Origin of the sequence: Rossellomorea sp. FM04394, assembly GCF_041889765.1 — a bacterium.
Lineage (GTDB): Bacteria > Bacillota > Bacilli > Bacillales > Bacillaceae_B > Rossellomorea > Rossellomorea aquimaris_B.
The window spans coordinates 843,890-865,909 of record NZ_CP168654.1 but is presented as its reverse complement, the minus strand read 5'-3'; the positions used below and the strand labels follow the sequence as shown (position 1 = coordinate 865,909).

Annotated in this window: 22 protein-coding genes; 5 read left to right on the top strand and 17 right to left on the bottom strand. The window is 45.8% G+C overall.

All coding sequences use genetic code 11. The annotated features are described in order from the left end of the window. Window positions 1-14 precede the first annotated feature (14 nt). Both ACCB35_RS04350 and ACCB35_RS04345 read right to left on the bottom strand, forming a co-directional pair. Window positions 15-542 carry an AAA family ATPase gene (locus tag ACCB35_RS04350; protein ID WP_374055907.1) on the bottom strand — a complete coding sequence of 176 codons (528 nt, stop codon included), beginning with the start codon at window positions 540-542 and terminating at the stop codon, window positions 15-17. Window positions 543-694: 152 nt separating this feature from the next. Continuing rightward, window positions 695-1,036, bottom strand: coding sequence for a n-acetylglutamate synthase (locus ACCB35_RS04345; protein WP_374055906.1), 342 nt, complete (start codon window positions 1,034-1,036; stop codon window positions 695-697). A 270-nt stretch (window positions 1,037-1,306) separates the two neighbouring features. Here ACCB35_RS04345 and ACCB35_RS04340 point away from each other — a divergent pair, with 270 nt between their 5' ends. Continuing rightward, the gene (locus ACCB35_RS04340; protein ID WP_374055905.1) at window positions 1,307-2,404 is read left to right on the top strand and encodes a hypothetical protein; all 1,098 of its coding nucleotides are present in this window, start codon (window positions 1,307-1,309) and stop codon (window positions 2,402-2,404) included. Between the two features lie 192 nt (window positions 2,405-2,596). Further along, window positions 2,597-3,112 (top strand): DUF3231 family protein, encoded by a 516-nt coding sequence (locus tag ACCB35_RS04335; protein ID WP_374055904.1) that lies wholly within the window; start codon window positions 2,597-2,599, stop codon window positions 3,110-3,112. A gap of 218 nt (window positions 3,113-3,330) precedes the next feature. Here ACCB35_RS04335 and ACCB35_RS04330 read toward each other — a convergent pair whose 3' ends face one another. Next, entirely contained in the window at window positions 3,331-3,954 is a 624-nt protein-coding gene (locus ACCB35_RS04330) for a DUF421 domain-containing protein (RefSeq protein ID WP_374055903.1), read from the bottom strand. A gap of 360 nt (window positions 3,955-4,314) precedes the next feature. Here ACCB35_RS04330 and ACCB35_RS04325 point away from each other — a divergent pair, with 360 nt between their 5' ends. Then, window positions 4,315-5,505 carry an MFS transporter gene (locus ACCB35_RS04325; protein WP_374055902.1) on the top strand — a complete coding sequence of 397 codons (1,191 nt, stop codon included), beginning with the start codon at window positions 4,315-4,317 and terminating at the stop codon, window positions 5,503-5,505. A gap of 62 nt (window positions 5,506-5,567) precedes the next feature. On the opposite strand, the gene yiaA is transcribed toward ACCB35_RS04325, so the two are convergent. Further along, window positions 5,568-6,038, bottom strand: coding sequence for an inner membrane protein YiaA (gene yiaA, locus ACCB35_RS04320; RefSeq protein WP_374055901.1), 471 nt, complete (start codon window positions 6,036-6,038; stop codon window positions 5,568-5,570). A 408-nt stretch (window positions 6,039-6,446) separates the two neighbouring features. Between yiaA and ACCB35_RS04315 the strand changes: the two genes are divergently transcribed. Then, window positions 6,447-7,442, top strand: coding sequence for a tRNA dihydrouridine synthase (locus ACCB35_RS04315; RefSeq protein ID WP_374055900.1), 996 nt, complete (start codon window positions 6,447-6,449; stop codon window positions 7,440-7,442). A gap of 194 nt (window positions 7,443-7,636) precedes the next feature. On the opposite strand, the gene ACCB35_RS04310 is transcribed toward ACCB35_RS04315, so the two are convergent. The 5 genes from ACCB35_RS04310 to ACCB35_RS04290 form a co-directional block, all read right to left on the bottom strand. Next, window positions 7,637-8,176: a GrpB family protein gene (locus ACCB35_RS04310; RefSeq protein WP_374055899.1), complete on the bottom strand. Its 540-nt coding sequence runs from the start codon at window positions 8,174-8,176 to the stop codon at window positions 7,637-7,639. Beyond that, complete coding sequence (locus ACCB35_RS04305; protein ID WP_374055898.1) at window positions 8,166-8,654, bottom strand: GNAT family N-acetyltransferase; 489 nt, start codon at window positions 8,652-8,654, stop codon at window positions 8,166-8,168. Before ACCB35_RS04305 ends, ACCB35_RS04310 begins: the two co-directional genes overlap by 11 nt. A gap of 215 nt (window positions 8,655-8,869) precedes the next feature. Next, window positions 8,870-9,157 carry a putative quinol monooxygenase gene (locus ACCB35_RS04300; protein ID WP_374055897.1) on the bottom strand — a complete coding sequence of 96 codons (288 nt, stop codon included), beginning with the start codon at window positions 9,155-9,157 and terminating at the stop codon, window positions 8,870-8,872. Between the two features lie 90 nt (window positions 9,158-9,247). Further along, complete coding sequence (locus ACCB35_RS04295; RefSeq protein ID WP_374055896.1) at window positions 9,248-9,913, bottom strand: type 1 glutamine amidotransferase domain-containing protein; 666 nt, start codon at window positions 9,911-9,913, stop codon at window positions 9,248-9,250. Window positions 9,914-9,932: 19 nt separating this feature from the next. Beyond that, on the bottom strand, window positions 9,933-11,363 hold the full coding sequence (locus ACCB35_RS04290) for an NAD-dependent succinate-semialdehyde dehydrogenase (protein WP_374055895.1): 1,431 nt from the start codon (window positions 11,361-11,363) through the stop codon (window positions 9,933-9,935). 141 nt (window positions 11,364-11,504) lie between these two features. Here ACCB35_RS04290 and ACCB35_RS04285 point away from each other — a divergent pair, with 141 nt between their 5' ends. After that, window positions 11,505-12,347, top strand: a complete 843-nt coding sequence (locus ACCB35_RS04285; RefSeq protein WP_374055894.1) for a LysR family transcriptional regulator — start codon at window positions 11,505-11,507, stop codon at window positions 12,345-12,347. Between the two features lie 90 nt (window positions 12,348-12,437). Here ACCB35_RS04285 and corA read toward each other — a convergent pair whose 3' ends face one another. The 8 genes from corA to ACCB35_RS04245 all read right to left on the bottom strand — a co-directional run bounded on the left by corA (window position 12,438) and on the right by ACCB35_RS04245 (window position 21,937). Continuing rightward, window positions 12,438-13,394: a magnesium/cobalt transporter CorA gene (corA, locus tag ACCB35_RS04280; protein ID WP_374055893.1), complete on the bottom strand. Its 957-nt coding sequence runs from the start codon at window positions 13,392-13,394 to the stop codon at window positions 12,438-12,440. A 99-nt stretch (window positions 13,395-13,493) separates the two neighbouring features. After that, window positions 13,494-15,440, bottom strand: coding sequence for an ATP-binding cassette domain-containing protein (locus ACCB35_RS04275; RefSeq protein WP_374055892.1), 1,947 nt, complete (start codon window positions 15,438-15,440; stop codon window positions 13,494-13,496). A 34-nt stretch (window positions 15,441-15,474) separates the two neighbouring features. Continuing rightward, window positions 15,475-16,926: an MDR family MFS transporter gene (locus tag ACCB35_RS04270; protein WP_374055891.1), complete on the bottom strand. Its 1,452-nt coding sequence runs from the start codon at window positions 16,924-16,926 to the stop codon at window positions 15,475-15,477. An 8-nt stretch (window positions 16,927-16,934) separates the two neighbouring features. Then, window positions 16,935-18,188: a glycosyltransferase gene (locus ACCB35_RS04265; RefSeq protein WP_374055890.1), complete on the bottom strand. Its 1,254-nt coding sequence runs from the start codon at window positions 18,186-18,188 to the stop codon at window positions 16,935-16,937. 155 nt (window positions 18,189-18,343) lie between these two features. Continuing rightward, window positions 18,344-18,778 (bottom strand): MarR family winged helix-turn-helix transcriptional regulator, encoded by a 435-nt coding sequence (locus ACCB35_RS04260; protein ID WP_374055889.1) that lies wholly within the window; start codon window positions 18,776-18,778, stop codon window positions 18,344-18,346. Between the two features lie 217 nt (window positions 18,779-18,995). After that, window positions 18,996-19,985: a Gfo/Idh/MocA family protein gene (locus ACCB35_RS04255; RefSeq protein ID WP_374055888.1), complete on the bottom strand. Its 990-nt coding sequence runs from the start codon at window positions 19,983-19,985 to the stop codon at window positions 18,996-18,998. Window positions 19,986-20,088: 103 nt separating this feature from the next. After that, window positions 20,089-21,222 (bottom strand): serine hydrolase domain-containing protein, encoded by a 1,134-nt coding sequence (locus ACCB35_RS04250; RefSeq protein ID WP_374055887.1) that lies wholly within the window; start codon window positions 21,220-21,222, stop codon window positions 20,089-20,091. 367 nt (window positions 21,223-21,589) lie between these two features. After that, the gene (locus ACCB35_RS04245; protein WP_374055886.1) at window positions 21,590-21,937 is read right to left on the bottom strand and encodes a hypothetical protein; all 348 of its coding nucleotides are present in this window, start codon (window positions 21,935-21,937) and stop codon (window positions 21,590-21,592) included. Between the last annotated feature and the right edge of the window lie 83 nt (window positions 21,938-22,020).

The following is a 22,020-nucleotide window of genomic DNA, read 5'->3' as shown; positions in this document are numbered from 1 at the left end:
GAAATGAGAGGAAGTCAATTCTCAATGACCATTTCGCCTTCACCATTAGGAATTTCGAAACCATTCAGGTAGGAAGTCAACAGTTCTTCTGTAATCGGGAAAGCATTTGCATCAAAGCGTTTGTTCCTTATTTTAAGGCGTTCACGCAAATCATCAGGGGAAACTTTCAAGTAAATCAGTTTCCATTTACCACCGGACTTTTCAATTAATTGTTTGTATTGGTCCCTCCTTGCACGGTCCCAAAAACTAAAGTCGATGACCACCTGTTTTTTATCTTGAATGAACTTTACTAATTCATTACGCAGTTTCCTTTCTGCCTCTTTCTTATATTCCTCCACCTTTTCCATAGGGAAATCGATCCCGTAACGCCCATAAGTCGCCCATATTTCTTCATCAATGGAAAGGCGTACGAAACCATTCTTCTCTAATTGCTGAGAAAATGTCGTTTTCCCGGAGCCGGCCACACCACACATCATGACCACCAGAGGGGTGCGATGATCCCGTTCACGATAAATCGTGTCAAAATGAAAGTTGCTGAACATAGGAACACCCTCCCGATTTTTGGATTACGCTAAATACTTCTATAGAAATACAGCCCTTTCATCCAAGTTTTTCACATATGTCCCCATTCCCTTCACCCCGACCCATGCTTCGAGAAAGATGCTGCATTAATGGTGCATTAAACAGCTACTATTCACATCACTTCCTCAACAATCGATTCCCCTTCACTTTGGTCACGATCCATCCACCTCCAGCTTTCATGAAGTCTTATCCTTCCATCGGATAGAAATTCAGGAACAGAAGTACATTGACCTCCCCTTATCTCACTATGAACGTTTACATGGTTGTATCTAAACGATAAAGAGCCATCTTCATTCACGATGCCAATCAGCGTTCCCTTCATAATTTCTCCACCACTATAGGTTGCTGAAAGAATATTTCCTTCTTGCTTATATTCAAAAACTGTTTTTGAAGAAACTTCACCATTTGTCGTATTTTCAGTGGATACGAACATGCGGCCATCGTAATTGATCACTTATAATCCTCCTTCATCTCTCATTTTAAAGCTGTCCAGTGCGAAAAGGAGCCTTGGGATCTGTCCTTTTGGTTCCCTCTACTTTGATTGTACCAAATTTTCCCTTGTTAAATATCAGAATATTTTCAATAAACCCGTTTCCAAGTTCTTCACTTATGAGCATTAACGTTTGAATTAAGAATTTCTATCAATTCCTTTACATAGGTTTCATCTACAGGAAAATGTGTTAAAGTCCTCCATATTCTTCTATATAAAAAGGAGTGTGAGGATATGAAGAAATTAGTGCTGCTATTTGCAGCTGGAGTACTTCTGCTAGGAGCGTGCGCTGATCCTTCGATAACAGAAGAGAGTCAGAAGGAATCGACGTCTTCCGACCAGAGCGAATCTAACACGAAAAAAGTGGAAAACGAAGAAAAACAAGAGCCCGAACAGCCCTTCAAACCATTGGAACCGTCTGAAGATGCTGTATCTCTGAAGGAAAGCTTATCAGAAAAGGAACAGCAGGAAATTCCTGAAATGCAGGCTGCGCTGGGCGGAAATCCCGAGCGTACGGTCCCTGCAGGTGAGACACTTGCCGAAGGAGTGAAAGATCCATCCGACGGACCGTTAAAGGATCACCGGTTGGTCGCCTATTACGGGACGCCGGATTCTGAAAATATGGGGATTCTTGGCGAGATGGAGCCGGAGGAGTACATGAAAAAACTGAAGGAACAGACCCAGGCCTATTCCGACGCTGATCCCGACCGGCCAGCGGTGCCGACGATCGAGTTGATTACAACTATGGCACAGAGTGAGCCGGGTCCTGATGGAGATTATGTGCGAATGACATCTGAGGAAAATATTGAAACATATGTGGAGCTTGCAGAGAAACACGACGCATTGGTGCTTCTCGATATTCAGCTCGGAATGGATACGGTCATGGAGCAGGTGAAAATGGTCGAGAAGTGGCTTAAGCACCCGCACGTTCACCTGGCGATCGATACGGAATTCCACGTAGCCGAAGAGGAGAAACCCGGAGAGGATCTCGGGCAAGTGGATGGTAAGGAAATCCAGAAGGCCGTCGAATATGTGTCGGGGCTTACGGAAAAGAACGACCTCCCTGATAAAATCGTCCTCGTCCACCAGTTCACCGGTGATGTTCTGACGAACAAAGATGTGATTCAACCGACCGATAACGTCGAAGTCGCCATAAACTTTGACGGCTGGGGAGCCTCTGCGGACAAGCAGGCCCTGTACGGGAAATACATACGTGATGAACCGAAACAGTACGGCGCATTCAAGATCTTTTATGATAAGGATGTGCCGGTCCTGGAGCCGGAGGATGTGTTGAAAATGGACCCGAGCCCTGCGATCGTCAACTATCAATAATGCTAACAAACTACTGGGACGGATCTCTTGCTTTGGAAGCATAAGAACCGTCCCAGTGCTTTTCCCTACCTTAGATTCCCATAAAAAAATGTAAACCATTTACATATTCCAATGTACTTAGTGTAAAAATACTTTTTGTGCTAACACATTCACTTTGAAAGGCGGCACATCATGACAATCAGGAGGATGATTATGGGCATTTTGAGTGGAGATCCACAAGAAGAACCGTTGCACTATGGTGAAGTATTTGGAACGTGGAATTATCTGTTGACGGCCAAAGCCACTGTTGGAGGATATCAGATGCAGCTGAACCATGCCGGTGATGATGATCTGAAGAAATTACTGAAGGACAGCGTCGAGGCTGGGCAAGAAGAGATCAAGCAAGTGGAAAAGCTTCTGAAAGAAAATGGGATTGGATTACCTCCAACTCCTCCAGAGCCTCCACATGCCTGCCTGGATGATATTCCGACAGGTGCCCGCATGCCGGATCCTGCCATAGCAGCAGGATTATCCGCTAATATCGCTTCAGGTTTAGTCGCATGCAGCACAGTCATGGGACAGAGTATCCGTGAAGATGTAGCCATGATGTTCGACCAATTCCATATGCAAAAAGCTCAAATGGGTGCTAAAGTGCTTAAGTTAAACAAAGAAAAGGGATGGCTGATCCCACCACCGCTTCACAAGAACAAAAATGAACATTGTGAGTAATCACTGAATCAAAAAGATTCCCAGGTTGTTCTGACATTTCCAGTCAACCTGAGAATCTTTTTTTTGATGCGTTAATAGAACGAAATTATCATTGGAGGCATCGGCACGGTATCATTTACATATTCAGGAGCAAGGCGGGTCCTCTACTTTCTTGACGGCTACGGAATTTTTTCCTTGATAGGTGACGTTTTTCATGGACACCTTCCTTTCGCAGGTTTCTACTGAAGATGTTTCGGAGGAGGATTGACGGAAGATTTCTGTTTGATTTCCTGAAATATATCTTCCCCTCCCACCTCTGGACTGACCGGCCTCTTCGTGGATGGCGGGACATTGAGCATATTAATCAGCCGTTGTACTTCTGCCTGTAGTTTTTCAAAATCTTTCATCGTTACCGGCTTTGCCCCGGGCATCAATTCCACCCCGACTTGTCCATTCGGTTCAAGGGTCGCCCATTTCACATCCGAAAGCTTACTGACTCCCTGCTGTCTCAGTTTCATTTCAAGTTGATCTACTGTCATCCGTAACTTTTTAAAGTTCTTTTCATTGATGACGCCATTTTCCATAAGAATCTTGGATTTCCCTGTGATGAACTGTTCGACACGATCGAATTTCACCTGCAGATATTCCATTACCATCAACGTTAAAACAAGAATAAGGCCGACACCAATCGTCGTCCAGATATTCTTTCCGGCAACGGGTTGAATGAGTAATGATCCGATCCCGATCATAATGACCGTCTGTGCCAATGTCATCTGGGAAATGGACTTTCTCCCGGCAACCCTTAATAACAAAGTTCCCGCCAGTACAATAAGCACGGCTTTCCAAATCCAATCTAGATCCATGAATTTTCCCTGCCTTTCTATCACGAAAAACCCTCTTCAGATGAAGAGGGAGTAGGTTTATGTCTAATTATTTTTCCCTATAGGCTTAAAAGTATTCTCGTCAAATTTATTAACCAAGTATTTGAATTTCCCAAGGAGAGAATGATACCAATTAGAGGAAAAGGCGTGCTAGCGGCGTTCAGTATGATTAAAGATAAGGGCACAATGAACATTGGATGAATTCTTCTATTGGATAGCAGGAGTGTCCTATGGAATTGATTTCAATGCATGCGCTACTTCCTTATATGATTTATGGTATGATGATTAAATTGTTTAAACAAACAAATACGTATATATATTCATCTTAGAAAAGAGGTACTTATGCAAGAGACTGTATTAACCAAACAGCATTGGTTTCTTATCTTCACACTTAGTTTACTAACTTTTGTTCTCGGGACAAGCGAATTTGTCATCGTCGGAATCTTAACGGAGATTTCCTCGAGCCTTCATATAACGAACGCAAAGGCGGGTACGCTGGTGTCAGCGTTTGCCATTACCTTTGCCATCGCCACCCCGGTCGTCATGTCCGCAACAAGCCATTTTCCAAAAAGGAAATGGATGTTGTTCCTAATAGGGGCATTTATCATTCTGAATGCTTTATGCGTGATTTCGACAAGCTACGTCATGCTCCTTGTCCTTCGCATGCTGACGGCCATCGTCACAGGCGTTTCGATTTCCCTTGCCATGACGATCGCGAGCGAAGCAATTCCCGTGACAAAACGGGGAGTGGCCATTTCCTTCGTTTTCGGCGGATTCACCCTGGCAAATGTGATCGGAGTGCCCATCGGTACCGTCATCGCGGAGTGGTACGACTGGCATGCCACGTTCCTGTTAACGACGATTCTTGGTGTGGTTGCCTTTTTGGCCTCTTTCATGAATTTGCCGAGTAAGCTCAGTCAATATCACAGTTCCATGCGTGATCAGTTTTCTTTATTGACCCACCCGCGGATCTTGATGGCTTTCTTCATCCCGGCTCTCGGTTTCGGCGCAACGTATGCGGTCTTTACGTATCTTGTGCCGATCCTGGACATGATGGGGGCGCCAGGCAGTTCGATCAGCTTGATTCTGTTCGCCTACGGGTTCATCTCGATTTTCAGCAACATCCTGGCCGGAAAGATTGCCAGCCACAATGCCATCGGACGCCTCCGATTCGTTTTCCTGATCCAGGCGTTTGTCCTGTTCGGATTGTACGTTACGACCGGCCATTTCGTCATCGGATTGATCAACATTGGCTTGATGTCCTTGATGGCGATCCTGCTGACGACCTCAACCCAGCTTTACCTGATTGACCTTGCGGGTGTGTATCAGCCGAAAGCGACCGGACTCGCCGCTTCCTTGATGCCCGTTGCAAGCAATGTCGGGATCGCCATGGGATCGGCACTCGGAGGCCTTGTCTACCATCAGGGGCCATTGTTGAATGTGACACTTGTCGGCGGGGTCGTTGCACTTTGTGCGAGTCTGTTGACGTTCATGAGTCATCGACTGGACCGGAAGCATGAGACTTCGGCTTAAACACAAAAAAAGAAGTATCAAGAACATTGGATGGTTCTTGGATACTTCTTTTTTATTAGGAATTAATCCCTTTCTCTTGCCCACTGCGTATCCCGGATGTTTTTCTGGATGGTAATGGCCGAAAACAGACAAAGGACAAATGACATACCATAAAACCCTTTTTCGCTTAAGATGATGCTCCCAGCATTATAAAGTCCGATCGCCATCAAGGAAATGGCCACGATGACCGCAAACCAGCTGAGTCCATAATAGATGCCGGAAACAGGGATATCCTCTTCTTTGTCCCTTACCGCTTTTTGCAAGGATACTGCTGCATACAGACCGAATATCAATACCGCAAAATAATACCCCTTCTCATTCAGTTCCATGGAGGCATTGAACAGACCGATCAGATAAGCGGAAGCACCCACTACGAAAGCGGCCCAGCTTGCCCCTTTGAAAGCGGCAGTCGGTTCCCCTTCTTTTCTTTCCACCTTGATCTTTGGTTTCTTTTCATCGCTCTTCATTAACGGACTTTCATTAAACTCAGACATCAGTCGCTCCCCTTTACTGTCATTCGATATGTGAGTGCATGCACTGCACTATAAGAATCATTATAGCAATTTTTTACAGAATCTGTTTGTTATTTTTGGGTATATTTTCATCTTTCAGGTATGAATACATTCCTGGCCCCCGGCAGCTGACTAGCGGAACCCCTATTTCTGATAAGGTTCCCAGGTTTAATGACAGCATCATCAGGTTCCCTTCATTGTCTCTTATCCTCCACTATTAAAGTGAATGTTCCTCAAGAGAAAACGACCCGTCCCCTTGCACTTTTCGCCTAATACCATTAAAGTATATACTGGTTGGAATCCGTCCTGACCGGGACTGGATCAATCTGAAGCATTCTACTTTTTAATTTCGGGAACACGTTTCCCTAAAGGAAAGGGTTTAAATAGAGTATGAAAGATAATTTCTGGCACGAGTTGCCTAAGCCGTTTTTTGTTCTGGCACCGATGGAAGCCGTGACCGATGTGGTATTTCGTCATGTCGTGAGTGAGGCGGCAAGACCTGACGTGTTTTTTACAGAGTTTACAAATACAGAAAGCTACTGTCATCCGAAAGGAAAAGACAGTGTACGCGGGCGTTTGACGTTCACGGAAGATGAACAGCCGATCGTCGCCCATATTTGGGGGGACAAGCCCGAATACTTCCGTCAAATGAGTATCGGGATGGCTGAAATGGGCTTTCGAGGAATCGATATCAATATGGGCTGCCCTGTGCACAATGTTGCAGCCAACGGAAAAGGCTCCGGCCTGATCCGCCGACCGGATGTCGCAGCGGAACTCATCCAGGCTGCCAAAGCGGGAGGACTTCCCGTCAGCGTGAAGACCCGCCTCGGTTATACCAAGGTGGAGGAATGGCATGACTGGCTGAAGCACCTGTTGGAGCAGGACATTGTCAATCTGTCCATCCATCTCCGTACGAAAAAGGAAATGAGTGACGTCGATGCTCACTGGGAGCTGATCCCGGAGATCAAGAAACTCCGTGACGAAATCGCCCCTCATACCTTACTGACGATCAACGGAGATATCCCCGACCGCGAGAAGGGACTTGAGCTCGCCGAGAAATACGGCGTGGACGGCATCATGATCGGAAGAGGAATCTTCCACAATCCGTTCGCCTTCGAAAAGGAGAAGAAGGAACATACAAGTGAAGAACTGCTTGACCTACTAAGGCTGCAGCTGGACCTTCATGATAAATATAACGATGAACTCGAGCCACGGCAGTTCAAACCGCTCCGCCGCTTCTTCAAGATTTATGTCCGCGGATTCCGTGGAGCAAGCGAGCTGAGAAATCGTCTTATGGAAACCGTCACCACCGACGAAGTACGCGCTCTGCTTGATGAGTATGCAGATGGAGTAAAAGATGAGGAAGGCTTTTCTGTGACGAAGTAAGGGTTCTTATTTAAAATGGGTGCGAGCCCCCCGGCACATTGACCGTGCTGGGGCTCGCACCCTTTTTTGGAATCGAAAGTGAACTAACAAATACTCAAAAACAATTGATCTACCACAAGATCCCTATCAAGCAAGGTATCATTTAAATCAAAAACGATTGCTATATAAGCTCATTACACACCCTTTCTCAAACCTTACCTCTCCTTATCCAACACTCTTTGAATAAATACTGTTTTCGCTTCCGAGTAGGCTTCCCGGTCATCAGGAAATTTGTCCGCCAAATGCTTTTTGAGCTCTGCATATTCTTCCTTCAAAGAGGGGGTTCCGTTCAACCGATCCCGGAATAACCGCTGTTGCTCCCACCTCGGTTCCCCCTCCAGCATGAGGTGAAGATGGGCGACACGCTTTTCTTTTTCCACTTTGATGAAAAACCTTCTCCACGGCCGGTTATCGAGCTTAGGCGGTACATAGTGCCATTGATCCTCCCCAAGCTTTTCGGCAATCTCTTCAAGACCACCAAAGGATGGGATCTTGGCCATCAAGTCAATGATCGGTTTGGCAGGAAGGTCACGGATCGAGGTGCTTCCCACGTGCTCTACTTCCTTTACTCCAAAGGGATCTAACAATTGCAGGAGTTCCTTCACTGCAGCATTTCCCCTGTCGATCCAATCGGGATTTGGCGGCACGATTTCAATCGTTTCCACAGCCCATTTTGGCCAATGATTATGTTCCATCCGTCAGGTCACACTCCAATCCGATCTCATCCCTGATCGGAATCCCGTCATTCCCGATCAAGGGGATCTCAGGTTTTACTTTTCTTGCCTTCTCCACGGCAAACCGGTGGATGTGTGAAATCATATAGCCCCTCTTTTGGTAAAATTTCAGTGCCAGTAAATTATCATTGGTCGTGATCAGCGTGATCCGTTTACAATGATATTCGGCAGCCACCTTTTCTACTTTTTTCATAAGGGCGGTGCCGATCCCCTTCCGTTCTTCCAGACTATCAAGTGAAATAATCTCGCATTGTCCGTCCCTGAAAATATACGTAATCAATCCAATGATTTTGTATCCTTCATTTAGAGCGACAAAGCCGTCTAAAGTAGAACAATCATAGATTCCGCTGGAAATCACCATCTTCGGACTGCCCCAATACCGATTGAAGAAATCGACTATCGTCTCTTTCGGCATCTCTTTTATTGATACGATGTGCATGAAGAATCACCCCTTTTCCCACTCGACATCCATGAAGCACTCTACTGGAAGATACCATAGATTTAATTGTAAAAAAAGGAAAATAAAAGGGGAGCCGGGGACAGGTACCGTGGCTCTTTCAAAAAAATAAGGCCAAGGGGCCGGGGCCTGTCCCCCTGGCATCCAAAATAAAGAATCCTGCCAGCTTCAAAGAAACTGGCAGGATTCTATCTACCTTATACCAACTTAAGTCGATATACCTCACGACTTTCCAAAATACCTTCTGCACGCTGACGATAGGTCTGGTAATGAGCAGACTGAATATGTGCTTTCAGAGAAGCTTCATTCTCCCATCGTTCATAGAAGACAAATACTCCCGGGTCTTCAGTGGATTGATGCAAGTCATATTGTATGCATCCGTCCTCTTCCCTGGAAGGCTGAATCACTTGTTGAAGAGCTTTTTCCAGTTCACCTTCAGAGCCTGATTTTGCTTTTAAGACAGCTGTAATGACAATCGGTTCCATATCCTTTTCCTCCTATTAATAAGTTTTCCTCTTGTACACTCACATACAAAAAGGCCTACAAGCCAAGGGACTTATAGGCCGGTAACGATCTTATTTGCTTAACAGCTTAACTACTTCTTTGGCCGCTGTCTCTGTAGATTGAGGGTTTTGACCTGTTACCAGGTTGCCATCCACTTCCACATGATCTGCCCAGTTGTCTTTTACGATGACATTCGCTCCAAGTTCACGAAGGCGTGTTTCAAGTAAGAACGGCATGAAGCGGTCAAGTGTTGTTTCACGCTCTTCTTCATCCGTGAAGGTTGCAATGGTTTTTCCTTTAACCAGTGGTTCACCGTTTGACAGCTTGACTCCGACTAATCCAGCAGGGCCGTGGCATACTGCGGCCACCACTTTGTCTGCTTCATACAGTTCGCGAACCATTGTGTGAAGAGTTGTGTTATCGGGAAGGTCGAACATAGTACCGTGACCGCCGGGCATGAAGATCCCGTCAAATTTCGATACGTCTCCCACTTCCTCAAGCTTGATTGTATTTTCCAGATGCTTGGCCGTGTCTAAAATCTCTTGAGGCACTTCATCTTCAAGGCTGCGGTCATCCACAGGTGCTTTCCCGCCTTTAGGGCTTGCTACCGTAACCTCATAGCCTTGTTTTTTGAATTCTACATAGGCTTCTCCGAATTCTGATAACCATAGACCTGTTTTGTGTCCTTCTTTCATTTCGTCTGCTGTTGTTACGACCATTAAAATATGTTTTGTCATGATTCATTCCTCCAAATGTTTAATTGATATTTCCTAACGATATATATTTCCACTCTAAGAATCCTTCTATCCCTGCTTTTCCGCCTTCCCGGCCGGTTCCGCTGTCTTTCACTCCGCCAAACGGTGCCTGTGCGGCTGAAGGCAATCCATCATTCAGACCGATCACTCCATACTCAAGACGTTCGACGATGTGCATCGCCTCATTGAGATCCCCGGTGAATACGTACGCTGCCAGACCGAATGGGGTATGATTGGCACGCTCAATGGCTTCTTCCAGCGTCTTAAAGGTGGAGATAGGGGCTACAGGACCGAACGTCTCTTCTTGCATGCACAGCATGTCATCTGTAGCATTTTTTAATACAGTTGGTTCAAAGAAGAAGCCTTTTTCCCCCATTAGGGGACTGCCTCCAGCAAGCACTTCTGCCCCTTTTAGGACAGCGTCTTCCACATGCTCTTTCACTTTGGCCAATGCCTTTTGGTTAATTAACGGCCCAACTTCCACTCCGTCATTCATCCCGTTTCCTATCTTCATGTCCTTGACTTGATCGCCAAATCTTGAAGCAAACTCCTCTGCTATATCTTCCTGGACGAGGAAGCGGTTTGCCGCCACACATGCCTGACCGCCGTTTCGGAACTTCGACTGAATCGCACCTTTTACAGCGGCATCGAGATCGGCTTTATCTGTCACAATGAAGGGTGCCTGCCCGCCTAATTCAAGTGACAGCTTTTTCATCGTGTCTGCCGCCTGCTTCATAAGTAACTTCCCTACTGGCGTAGACCCTGTAAAAGTCAATTTGCGGACACGGGAATCCTCCTGCCAGACCCCTACAATTTCTTTCGCGTCACCTGTCAGAATGTTGATGACACCATCCGGGATACCGGCGCGACTGGCCAACTCCCCTAATTTCAAAGCCGTGAATGGGGTTTCTTCAGAAGGCTTCAGTACCACTGTACATCCTGCCGCTAAGGCCGGTGCAAGCTTACGTGTGATCATGGCTGCAGGGAAATTCCAAGGTGTGACCGCAGCCACCACGCCGATCGGAACCTGTTGCACCATTAACCGCTTCTCTCTTGATGAAGCCGGGATCGTTTCGCCATATATGCGCTTGGCTTCTTCTGCATACCAGACGACATATTGATTAGCATAATCGATCTCACCTAGCGCTTCACGGAACGGCTTTCCTTGTTCAAGGGTCATCGTCCGTGCCAGGATCTCACGGTTTTCTTCGATTAACCTGGACCATTCCAGCAATAACGCACTCCGTTCATAGGCTGTTTTTCCTGACCACGCCTGGAATGCGTCTCCGGCAGCATCCACAGCCCTTTTAGCCTCGTCCCTTCCTGACATCGGGACCGCACCGAGCAACTCTTTGGTAGCAGGATTCCATACTGAAATGGTATCCCTCGTTGTAAACCATTCTCCGTTTATGACGTTTTTCTCAAGTAACATACAATCACTCCTTTCTCTATTCACAAATGCTTGAAAACATCGTGTTTGTTTTTGGTACATCATTAGGTTATCATCTGACTTAATAAGATGGTACTTCCACTAAGTAAGGTGGATATAACCAAACGTTATGGAGAGAAAATCATGAGAATTGAATGGATCGAAGCATTCCTGACCACTGTGGAGACAGAAAGCTTTACTAAAGCAAGCGAGCTCTTGAATATGACACAGCCCGCCCTCAGTAAACAAATCAGAAATCTGGAATCGGATGTCGGTGCCGAACTGTTTGCCCGCTCCACGACAGGAGTGAAATTGACCAAGGCAGGAGAACAGCTCTTACCTGCTTCAAAAACCATCCGGAATGAATGGAATGAAGCAAAAAAAGCGATTGCACTCGAACAAGGGCTAAAAGGGATCACCATCGGGGCCTGGCCAAGCGTCGCCACTTCCTATCTGCCGAAAAAGCTTGCCTATACGAACCGCTCGGACTACAATTTAAAGATTTCCCACAGCTATGTGGATTTGCTAGCACTATTAAAAGAAGGAACGATTGATGTCGCTCTTTTTGACGACACTGGAATTGAACACCCTTTCTTCTCAACTTTCCTTTTCTCGGAAGGGTTTCTCTTATATACCCATAGAGACCATCCGATTTACGGAAAAAAAGAAAAGGTCACTTTTGACGAAATAAAAGAAGAAGAATTTCTCATGCTCCTTGAAACATGTGATGCGAGGAGATTAATTCAGAGGGAATTCGAAGGGCTCGGGGCCAAGCTGCATATATCTTCGGAAATCGAGTTCGGACACAGCATCCTCGGTTTTATTGAAGCAAATATCGGCATCTCCATACTGCCTGATATCTTCGCTGAAAGAATCTCCGCGGATATCCGGGCGATCCCAATCGATGACTTCCATTTAATGAGGAAGGTGTCCATCATCGCACGCGATGAGAGAGTTGGAAAGAAGGTTCTGGCGATGGTAAAGTAGGGGTCGGTTGGGAGGAAGCCATGGGGCCCCATGGAACCACAGGGACAGGTCCCCTGGTTCCACCACCCGGCAGATTCGACATACCATGTCTCATCTAAACCACCCCCTCTTCCAAAACCACCCGATCATCAAGATGCATACCAATCCCATGACTCCGAGTACAATGGCGTAGCCGTAGGTCAACCTCAGTTCCGGCATGTGAACAAAGTTCATCCCATAAATTCCTGCGATAAACGTCAAAGGAGCGAAAATGGACGTAATGATCGTAAGGATTTTCATGACATTGTTGGTTTGCAAGGAGTTCAATGATAGATAGCTATCTCGGATATCCACTGTGATTTCCCTGTTCGACATGACCATTTCAGATAGTTTTAGAAGATGGTCGTAAATATCCGAAAAATACTTCCTTTTCTCTTTAATCCCTTGTAAGTGCTGGGAATTGAGCATTCTATAAAGGAGATCGCGCATTGGATGGATGATATGGCGTAGTGTCAGCAATTGGGAGCGTGTATCAAAAAGCTGGGTCATTAGAACATTCATCGACTGGTTTTGCCGATTATCTTCAATTCTGTCCAAGCGGTCTTCTATTTCATAAATAACGGGGAAGTAGTTGTCCACGATTTTATCTACCACTTGATAAAACACATAATTGGGGTCCCAGTTTTCAATCCCAGCTTGTACTTCCCGTATCCGTCTCTGTACTTGATTGATCTCTATTGATCGGTACCGGTGGAAGCTTACTATGAACTGTTTTCCGACAAAGAATTGAACCTCTTCCTTTGTTAGTCCTTCCGGTCCTTTCTTCACCGCATGGGTCACGTAGAAGGTATGATCCCCATAATAGTCCAATTTAGGTCTTTGAATCGATTGGAGGCAGTCCTCGATCGCTAAAGGATGAAAGTGGAACGTATCAGACAAATGTCTGATTTCTTCTTCCGTAGGCGTATCGAAATCGATCCAGATCCATTTATATGATTCAAATCCCCCGCCAATCAAAATATCAGTCTCAAGCTTGTTTTCATGTGTAATTCCATAAGCGTGAATCACGTTACCTCCTCCATTTCACAGAAAGAGCCCAGCATGATGGCCTGGGCCCTATATAACATATTCATTAGCGTTGGTTTTGCTCAAATGACCAAAGCCTGATTATTCGTAGCGCAGCGATTCCATCGGATCCAGCTTTGACGCTTTGGCAGCTGGCAACAAGGCAGCAAGGATGCTGATGATCACACTGATCAGGATTCCCGTCAGAACATTCCCTGCACTGATTTGGATCAACTGGGCATCGAACACCTGTTGCATCACATTATTTCCCAATACCCCGATGATGCTTGCCATCAGGACCCCGATCACGCCGCTAGCAAAACCGAGTAAAGCGGCTTCTGAAAAGAAGATCCGTTTGATGTCTTTTCTTCTTGCCCCCACGGCACGCAGGATCCCGATTTCCTTTGTCCGTTCCACTACGCTGATGTACAGCACGACAATGATCATGATAGCGGACACTAGCAGGGAAATACCGGCTATCCCGGCTAATACATTGGTGGCGATTTTCAAGTAATTTGTCACCTGGTTCAGGATGTTCCCTACCCCGGTACCGGTGAAGCCTGCGTCCTCCAGATCTGCCTGTACCCTATCAACATACTTATCCTCTTCCACCGACACATCCAGCTGGGTGGCCATTAATGTGATGTCTTCACTTTGAAACATCTCATCTAATGTCTGATACGATGTGTAGGCAAGATCCTGATTCATGCTGCCTTTGATGACTCCTGACACAGTCATTTCTTTCTTTACGATGACCGGCCTGTTTTGATCATCTGTTGTATTGATGTAAAGTTCCACTTGTTCTCCGGCAAGTTCTTCAGGAGAGTCTTTCACTTTTTCTGCGGCCGTTTCAGAAAGCAGTACTTCATCAGCCCCGGGGAGTTCGCCTGCAATGAGATCCTCTTTATTCACACTATCGTTCATCGTTTGGAATTGTACGATATTTACTGATGTATCCTTGTACAAAATGGAGCTTCCCATCGTTAACGTATAGACATTTTCGACTTTCTTGACATGGTCGATGTTCTCTACTCGCATGACATCATCCTGTCCAAGGGGCACCGTTTCCTGCACTGGATTCGGTAGTGGTCCTGAGCCTGCATTTGCATCACCTTCGGGCGCTTTCGTCACTTGAATGAGGTTCGGATTCAGATTGGCGTTGATTTCTTTATTGATATAGTCGGTCACCCCTGACCCCAACCCCAACATCAGGATGACACTCAAGATTCCGATTGCACCACCGAATGATACGAGCAGATTTCGTTTGAGGTTCAATCGGATATTGTTGAAAGCCATTTTCATGGCTGCCCCAAATCTCAAGTTCTTCGTTTTGACCTTCGGCGCGTTCCCCTTTTGTCCATAAGGTTCTCTCAAGGATTCATCTTTGATGATGTTCCCATCATCCATGGTGATGATTCTGGTCCCATAATCCGCCACCTTTTGAGAATGTGTAACCGTAATGACGAGCTTTCCTTGTGCCGCGATATGATCCAGCAGCTGCATGATCTGCTCGCTGTTTTTCTTATCAAGAGCCCCTGTCGGTTCATCTGCAAGGATAATATCAGGGTCATTGGAAAGCGCGCGTGCGATGGCCACCCTTTGTTTCTGACCTCCGGAAAGTTGATTCGGTTTTTTAGCTATATGATCTCCCAAGCCTAGGTCGGTCAAAGTCTTCTTGGCTTTCTGTTCTCTTTCAGACGCACTCATGTCCGTCATCTGCATAGTCAGGACAACGTTTTCCAATACGGACAAATGACTGATCAGATTAAAGCTCTGGAAGATAAATCCTACTTTAAGCTTCCGATACGCATCGAGCTCATTTTCCTTCATCCCTTGAAGGCTTGTTCCGTCCACCATCACATCTCCTTCAAACTCCCTGTCCATCCCGCCGATGATGTTCATCAGGGTGGACTTCCCGCTCCCGGACTCCCCTAGGATGGATACGAACTCCCCCTGATTGAATTCCACATCGACACCATGCAATACTTGAACACTTTCACTTTTACCAAGCTTATAAGATCTCTTAATGTTGCTGACTTTGATACTCATGTGTTGTTCCTCCTATAATGAATGTACTTTTGTTTTATCCATTGCTTACTTCATGGCCTTCCGTTTGTTCTGAGGCTCCCTTTTTTAAGAAGAGGGATAGAACCAGTGCCCCAATGGCAAGGAATGAAGCAAATAGAAATGCCTGGTTATATCCATGTACCATGGCCATCTCACCGATCATATGTGATCCGTCTCCGGAAGGACCTTCAGGTGTGTAACCTTTTGAGGACATTGTCATAATCGTGATTAATATGGCGGTCCCGATCGAACCCGAAATCTGCTGGAATGTATTGGCCATTGCGGATCCATGGGCACTCCACTCAACGGGGATCTGATTCAGCCCATTCGTCATCACTGGCATCATTGCAAGAGACAATCCGAACATCCGAAGACAATAAATGGCGGACAGGTAGACAATCGACGTATCCATGGACAAATTCGTCATTAAAAAAGAGGTCACGACGACGATCAGGAGTCCAGGAACAGCCAGTTTTCTTGCCCCCCATTTATCGAAAAGAATTCCGGTCACCGGGGACATGACTCCCATCACAATCGCCCCCGGCAATAGCATCAAGCCGGATTGGAGCGGACTGAATCCTCTTACATTCTGCATATACAGTGGCAGCAATGTTTCCGCGCCGATCATCGAAATGATAACGACCATCGTGATCACTAGAGATAACGTAAAAGTCTTATAACCAAAGACTCTGAATTGAAGTAATGGCTGTTTGAGTCTTAGCTGCCTCCATATGAAAATTCCAAGCGTCATGAAGCCCATTGTGATGAAGAGGATGACGGTTTGGCTGGACCAGCCTTTTTCCCCCGCGACGCTGAAGCCATAAAGCAACCCTCCAAATCCCAATGAAGAGAGGAAAATCGACAGGATATCGATTCTTGGGCGAGTCAGCTTTGTCACATTTTTCACATACACAACCGCCAGCACCATGATCACAGCTACAATGGGCAGGACAACGAAGAATAGCGCTCTCCAAGAGAAATATTCCAGTAAGAACCCGGATAAGGTTGGTCCGATCGCTGGTCCAAAGGAAATGACGATTCCAGCCCATCCCATCATCCGACCTCTATTCCCCTTGGGAATGATGGTCAGGATGATCGTCATGATCAGTGGCAGCATGATTCCGGAACCCGCTGCCTGGACCACCCTCCCCAACAATAGCAATGAAAAGCTGTGGGAGATGGCTGCAAGCATAGTCCCCAGACCAAACAACCCGATCGCTGACAGGAAAAGGGTCCTTGTCGAGAACCGTTCAATCAAATAAGCCGAAATGGGAATCATGACGCCGTTGGTCAGTAGGAAAGCCGTCGTCAGCCACTGTACCTTATTCTCATTCAGACCGAAGTCATTCATAATGGATGGCAATGCCGTAGACAATAAAGTTTCATTTAGAATGCCCACGAAAGCCCCTAACAGCATGACCGTAAACATTGGGCCAAAACGGAGGTCCTTGTTACTTGCGTCTGTCATATCGATCCCTACCTTTTCAGAAAGTGATGAATATAGCGGGCCGTTTCTCCGGCACCATTTTCTTGTTGCAGCTGTCTTCCCAATTCGAGAGCCGTCTCTTTCATCGATTCTTGCTGCATGGAAAGAATAGCCCGCGATAAATTTTCCACCGTCATTTTCTTTCTCGGGATGGGGGCGGGCCCTACCCCCAATTCTTCTGTCCGTTTTCCCCAGGCGAACTGATCATTTCCATGGGGGATGACGACACTTGGGACACCTGCACGGAATGCGGATGCTGTGGTACCCGCTCCTCCATGATGGATGACCCCGGCCATTTTAGGGAAAAGCCATGTATGAGGAATACTTTCAATGAAATACATATCTTCATATCCTTCTTTGTCCTCAACCTGATTCCAACCCGTCCCGATAATCCCCCTTTTACCGGATTTACGGAGTGCCTCTACGACCAGTTTCGTTGTTGTCTCGGCACGCTCATCATAAATGCTTCCGAATCCCACATAAACGGGCGCATCCCCTTTATCCATAAAGTCGACAAGATCGCGGGGTGGAGTCCACTCGCTCAGGTCCTCATCCAGAAACCAATAACCCAAGGACTTCATCCCGGCTTTGGGTTGTGGAAATACGCAGGGACTCATCGACATGACAGAGGTATGATCCGTTGTCGACTCTCTGCCAAACGGGTTGCTGAAATGGAGCGGAAGTCCCCCGAAACGTTCCTTCCAAAATGCAGCGATCGAAGGCTTGATCGTAAGCCAGAATCCTTTCTCGAACAATTTATGTGTCAGAAGATTGACCGTCTTGCCCCATCTCAGCTGATAAAAGATGAGGGCCGGGTATTCTTTTGTAGGTGCCATGGGAAAAGGGGACGCAAGAATAGTCGGCACACCTGAGTGTTCACCGGCGAACTGTCCGATGGCTGCCCCCGGATGATAGATGATGGCATCTGCTCCCTCGCACGCCTCGAACAGGTCCGTCTGCATTCCCAACTGTTTATCTTTTATATAAGGCTTCATCTTTTGAAAGCTAGAAAAAAATTTAATCGGGTTGTCGGACTCAATCGAGCTTTTGGCCATCTCCCTTGAAATTTTGGCAATATCCCCTTTGATTGGATGGAAGTGCAAACCATGCTGCTCCACCAACTCCCCATAATTTTCAAATGCGGCAAGTTTCACTTCATGACCAAGATTTTTTAGTTCTTTCCCAAGCGCAATGTATGGTTGGGTATCTCCTCTTGTACCTGTGGTTAATAATGAAATTTTCATTCGTTAACACCTCATATCCAAATTAATTTAGTTAGGCTAACTTACCTTTTAAGTCATTCATTCGTTAGGCTAACTGATTGTCATGGAACTTTCTTTTAGTTAGACTAACTTATCTTTAGATGGAACAAGGGACTTCCCACTGTTCCAGAACGTTATTAGGCGTTTTTCTCGTAAAACCCTTTGATCAATTTCTCCAAGGTCCGTTTGAACTGTTCAGCCTCATCCGGAGTAAGCAGCTGTCCGATGAATGCGACATAATCCTCCAAGGCTTTCTGATGCAGACGCATGAATGTCTGGCTGGACTCAGTAAGTGTCACGTGATAGATCCTTTTATCTTCGGTTGATTGGCTTTTCTTCGCATACCCGAGTGAAACCAATTTATTAATACCAGTCGTGGCCGATGCTTTCGTGATGTTAAGCTCTTCGGCTATCTCACTGATAGTAGGATACCGAAGTGTGCCGATCGCTTGTATATACTGAATCTGATTGACACTTAAATTGGAGACACCTGCTGTTTCAATCGTCTCTTGGACCAATTTCTTAAAAGAAGTGTCAAGTGTCACGATAAATTCACGAAGAATTTCTTCCATATTTGCAACAACCTGCCTTTAAGTTAGTTTGACAAACTAACTATATATCATTTATTACCTACTGTCAAATGGAATAAATAAAATACTTTTTATAAAACGGAGCCTGCCCAGAGTACGTTATAACTCTACCGTGCCCGAGGTCATGCTCCAAGACTATGGTGAATCCATTTCATTCAAAGGCGTGCCATTTCTAAAATCAATTAGATCTTTAACCCATTCAGGTGTCTTTCCTTCCAACAATCTCATCCATCACCCAATTCGTTCGCGCCCCAGAACCTCCAGTACTCGGACACCAAGTGCCGCCCCCCGTCAGCTCTTTCACCATCGTTTCAACCAGCGGCTGATGAACATGGAGGGGTCGTTCAAAACTCCATTGCTCTTTTCCTTCAATTGTCGTCAAGATCACGGGATCATCCCCGAATGTAGAAAAACTGATCTTTCCTTTACTTCCGACAATCTCATTCATGTCCACATGTTCAAAAGCCGTGAAGCACCACTTTCCGATTCCTTGAACGCCAGATGCAAATCGATATGTACCGCTCACAATATCTTCCGCCTCATAATAGCCCGCTTGATTCGACGCAAAGCCTTTTGCTTCTTGTATGGGTCCGAGCAGAAAATCAAGAATATCGAGGGTATGGCTGGCGAGATCGAAGAATAATCCGCCACCAGCAACATCAGGCTGGACACGCCAAGGAAGACGTTCTGGATCCTTCACGTCGTCCCCCGCTTTTTGATACTGGGTCGATGAGACAAAACGCACGTCCCCGATCGCCTCTTGATCCAGCAGTTCTTTTATCTTCAAAAAGCGTTCCTGTGCCCGGCGGTAGTATGCTACATACAATGGAACACCGGCACTCTTACAAGCAGCGACCATCTGATTGCATTCATCAAAGGTACGGGCCATCGGTTTCTCCACATATACCGGTTTCCCCGCGGCCGCTGCCTTCAGCGTATATTCCTTATGAAAGCCTGGAGGCGTGGCGATATAAACCGCATCCACCTCAGGATCGTTTATCAGATCATCCGCATCATCGTACCACTTCGGAACCTGATGCCTTTCCGCATAATCCCTTGCCAGTTCCCCTGTTCTTCTCATGACCGCAACAAGCTCAGAATTTTTAACCTTTTGAAAAGCAGGGCCGCTTTTCTTTTCTGTCACATCCCCGCAACCGATGATTCCCCATCGGACTTTTTCATATGGCATGGGTGGATCCCTCCTGTGAATGTCATTCTTCTGTTAATCCTTTACCCTTTTAGTCTTATGCCCCCAAAGTATACTCTCCTTGTGAGGGCATGACCCAATCATCTTATGAATCAATAAAAACGTCCACGATCTTATCACAAATATCATGATGAATAGTCCCGTCAAAATTCAATAAGACCACCACTCCCAGATTGAGCTCAGGTACCATGGTCATCAGGGATCTTACACCTAACTGGCCTCCCCCATGTTCGACGATTTTATATCCCCGATAAGTATCCGTAAACCAGGCGAGACCATAGCTCCTGACATCACATCCAGGCGCCCTCCATTCTTCGCTTACAAGATGGATGGGCTTTTGCATTTCTTCTATTAATTGAGATTTTAAAACAGTAGATTCTTTATTCAAATGGAATGTTAAATAGTTGCCTAAATCATTGGCAGTCGAATACAAATACCCGATTGGCGCCGAGATCGGGTTGATGGGAAAAGGCGTTTCGATTTTATCCTCACCTACATAATATCTGGCACTGTTCTGATCTTCCTCAACCTCATATGAGTCACTCGTAGTTCGCTTCATACTAAGTGGTGTGAGGATTTCATCGTGAAGGGATACTTCCCATTTGCTGCCCGTCACCTTTTCAAACAGATCGGCAAGGATCACATATGCATCCGTGCAATAATTCCATCCCTCTCCTGGCGTGTATTCCAATTCTACTTTTTTGAACCATTTCGTGATATCTTCGCGCGTCTTTATACTAGTAATCTCTTCTTCTTTCAGCTGATAATGATCTAATGCTTCCTGAAATTCCGTCGGTGTATCGGAGAATATTTCCCTTACATTCGGAGCAATCATGTTGGCAATCCCCACTTCTGACGGAAAACCTGCCGTGTGGGACAACAGATGCTTGATCGTGATGTTATCGCTCTCTTCTTTATTCTTCGTTCTGAAATAAGGTAAATGTGTAACGACCGGATCATCCAATGCTATCAGGTTCTTCTCTACCAGCTGCATAATGGACAGGGCCATAAAGTTCTTGGATATACTTTGGATGCTCATCTTCGTATCACCGTCAATCGGGCGTTCTCCGTGTCGGATCCTGGCGTTTCCAAAACCTTTAGAATAGATTGTTTCTGCGTCTTTTACAATGGTAACGCTTACTCCGACTCCCTTATGATCATGAAGTAATTCATTTATGTATTGTGTTATTTGGATACCTTCTTCATTAAAGTGTTTCATAATGCCCCCTTATATGCGGTTCCGGGTTATCGCTCAACGCTAGTATTTTTCGCCCCTTTTTAGTAGTATCTCTTATTCTATCAACTTGCCAATTGATAACATAGATCCCCTATATTTTAACACGACCATTCCAGATATGAGGATGGAAGCACGAGATCCTTCCCAGTGCTTCCATAAGAATTAGCTATTACGATTTTACCATTCTTCCAACGATAACATGTCAACTCTTCCTCATGACCTAATTCAAGAGAATATCCGATGCATGTCGGGCCAAGGGACCTGTCCCCAATCCAAAAGGGGCACACCCACGTGACCTCTGAAATGAAAATCATATTGAAGGGATTGTCACTTCTAGAAAAAAACGTTTTTAACTCAATCTAACCGGCGAATCTATATCTTCAGAATCCCGGTAGGATCGATAGGAAACCAATTCCTTTTCATTGAAAGAGCCATCCAGTTGTAAAATACGGCCATGGGTGGTTTCTAAGTAGAACCGGTAGTTGTTCAAATGAAGTCTGAAAAAGGTATAGGTGTTGCCGAGAAGATGCTTCTCGATTTGATTTGTTTCAGGATGTATCTGAATGAAATCCGCCAGCTCCTGCACGGAAGCAGTGGGTATATCAGCGATAGAATAGTACGTCCCCGTCATATTGTGTTTAAACTTATTCATTGCGGCCATAGCCCTGTCTTTGAACTTTTTCCCATCTAACTTCATACGTCCACTCCTCTTTTGTTACTATTAAGAAGAATCCCCAACGTCTTATAAAATTAACCGAAATAATGTCCATTCAAAGAAAA

Coding starts and splice junctions, on each gene's coding strand:
- ACCB35_RS04290 (WP_374055895.1), bottom strand. CDS start 11,363: ATGTTACTTGAGAAAAACGTCATAAACGGAGAATGGTTTACAACGAGG.
- ACCB35_RS04330 (WP_374055903.1), bottom strand. CDS start 3,954: ATGGATCTAGATTGGATTTGGAAAGCCGTGCTTATTGTACTGGCGGGA.
- ACCB35_RS04285 (WP_374055894.1), top strand. CDS start 11,505: ATGAGAATTGAATGGATCGAAGCATTCCTGACCACTGTGGAGACAGAA.
- ACCB35_RS04250 (WP_374055887.1), bottom strand. CDS start 21,222: ATGAAACACTTTAATGAAGAAGGTATCCAAATAACACAATACATAAAT.
- ACCB35_RS04340 (WP_374055905.1), top strand. CDS start 1,307: ATGAAGAAATTAGTGCTGCTATTTGCAGCTGGAGTACTTCTGCTAGGA.
- ACCB35_RS04335 (WP_374055904.1), top strand. CDS start 2,597: ATGGGCATTTTGAGTGGAGATCCACAAGAAGAACCGTTGCACTATGGT.
- ACCB35_RS04260 (WP_374055889.1), bottom strand. CDS start 18,778: ATGGAAGAAATTCTTCGTGAATTTATCGTGACACTTGACACTTCTTTT.
- yiaA (WP_374055901.1), bottom strand. CDS start 6,038: ATGTCTGAGTTTAATGAAAGTCCGTTAATGAAGAGCGATGAAAAGAAA.
- ACCB35_RS04315 (WP_374055900.1), top strand. CDS start 6,447: ATGAAAGATAATTTCTGGCACGAGTTGCCTAAGCCGTTTTTTGTTCTG.
- ACCB35_RS04275 (WP_374055892.1), bottom strand. CDS start 15,440: ATGAGTATCAAAGTCAGCAACATTAAGAGATCTTATAAGCTTGGTAAA.
- ACCB35_RS04255 (WP_374055888.1), bottom strand. CDS start 19,985: ATGCCATATGAAAAAGTCCGATGGGGAATCATCGGTTGCGGGGATGTG.
- ACCB35_RS04350 (WP_374055907.1), bottom strand. CDS start 542: ATGTTCAGCAACTTTCATTTTGACACGATTTATCGTGAACGGGATCAT.
- ACCB35_RS04295 (WP_374055896.1), bottom strand. CDS start 9,913: ATGACAAAACATATTTTAATGGTCGTAACAACAGCAGACGAAATGAAA.
- ACCB35_RS04245 (WP_374055886.1), bottom strand. CDS start 21,937: ATGAAGTTAGATGGGAAAAAGTTCAAAGACAGGGCTATGGCCGCAATG.
- ACCB35_RS04300 (WP_374055897.1), bottom strand. CDS start 9,157: ATGGAACCGATTGTCATTACAGCTGTCTTAAAAGCAAAATCAGGCTCT.
- ACCB35_RS04325 (WP_374055902.1), top strand. CDS start 4,315: ATGCAAGAGACTGTATTAACCAAACAGCATTGGTTTCTTATCTTCACA.
- ACCB35_RS04270 (WP_374055891.1), bottom strand. CDS start 16,926: ATGACAGACGCAAGTAACAAGGACCTCCGTTTTGGCCCAATGTTTACG.
- ACCB35_RS04310 (WP_374055899.1), bottom strand. CDS start 8,176: ATGGAACATAATCATTGGCCAAAATGGGCTGTGGAAACGATTGAAATC.
- ACCB35_RS04305 (WP_374055898.1), bottom strand. CDS start 8,654: ATGCACATCGTATCAATAAAAGAGATGCCGAAAGAGACGATAGTCGAT.
- ACCB35_RS04265 (WP_374055890.1), bottom strand. CDS start 18,188: ATGAAAATTTCATTATTAACCACAGGTACAAGAGGAGATACCCAACCA.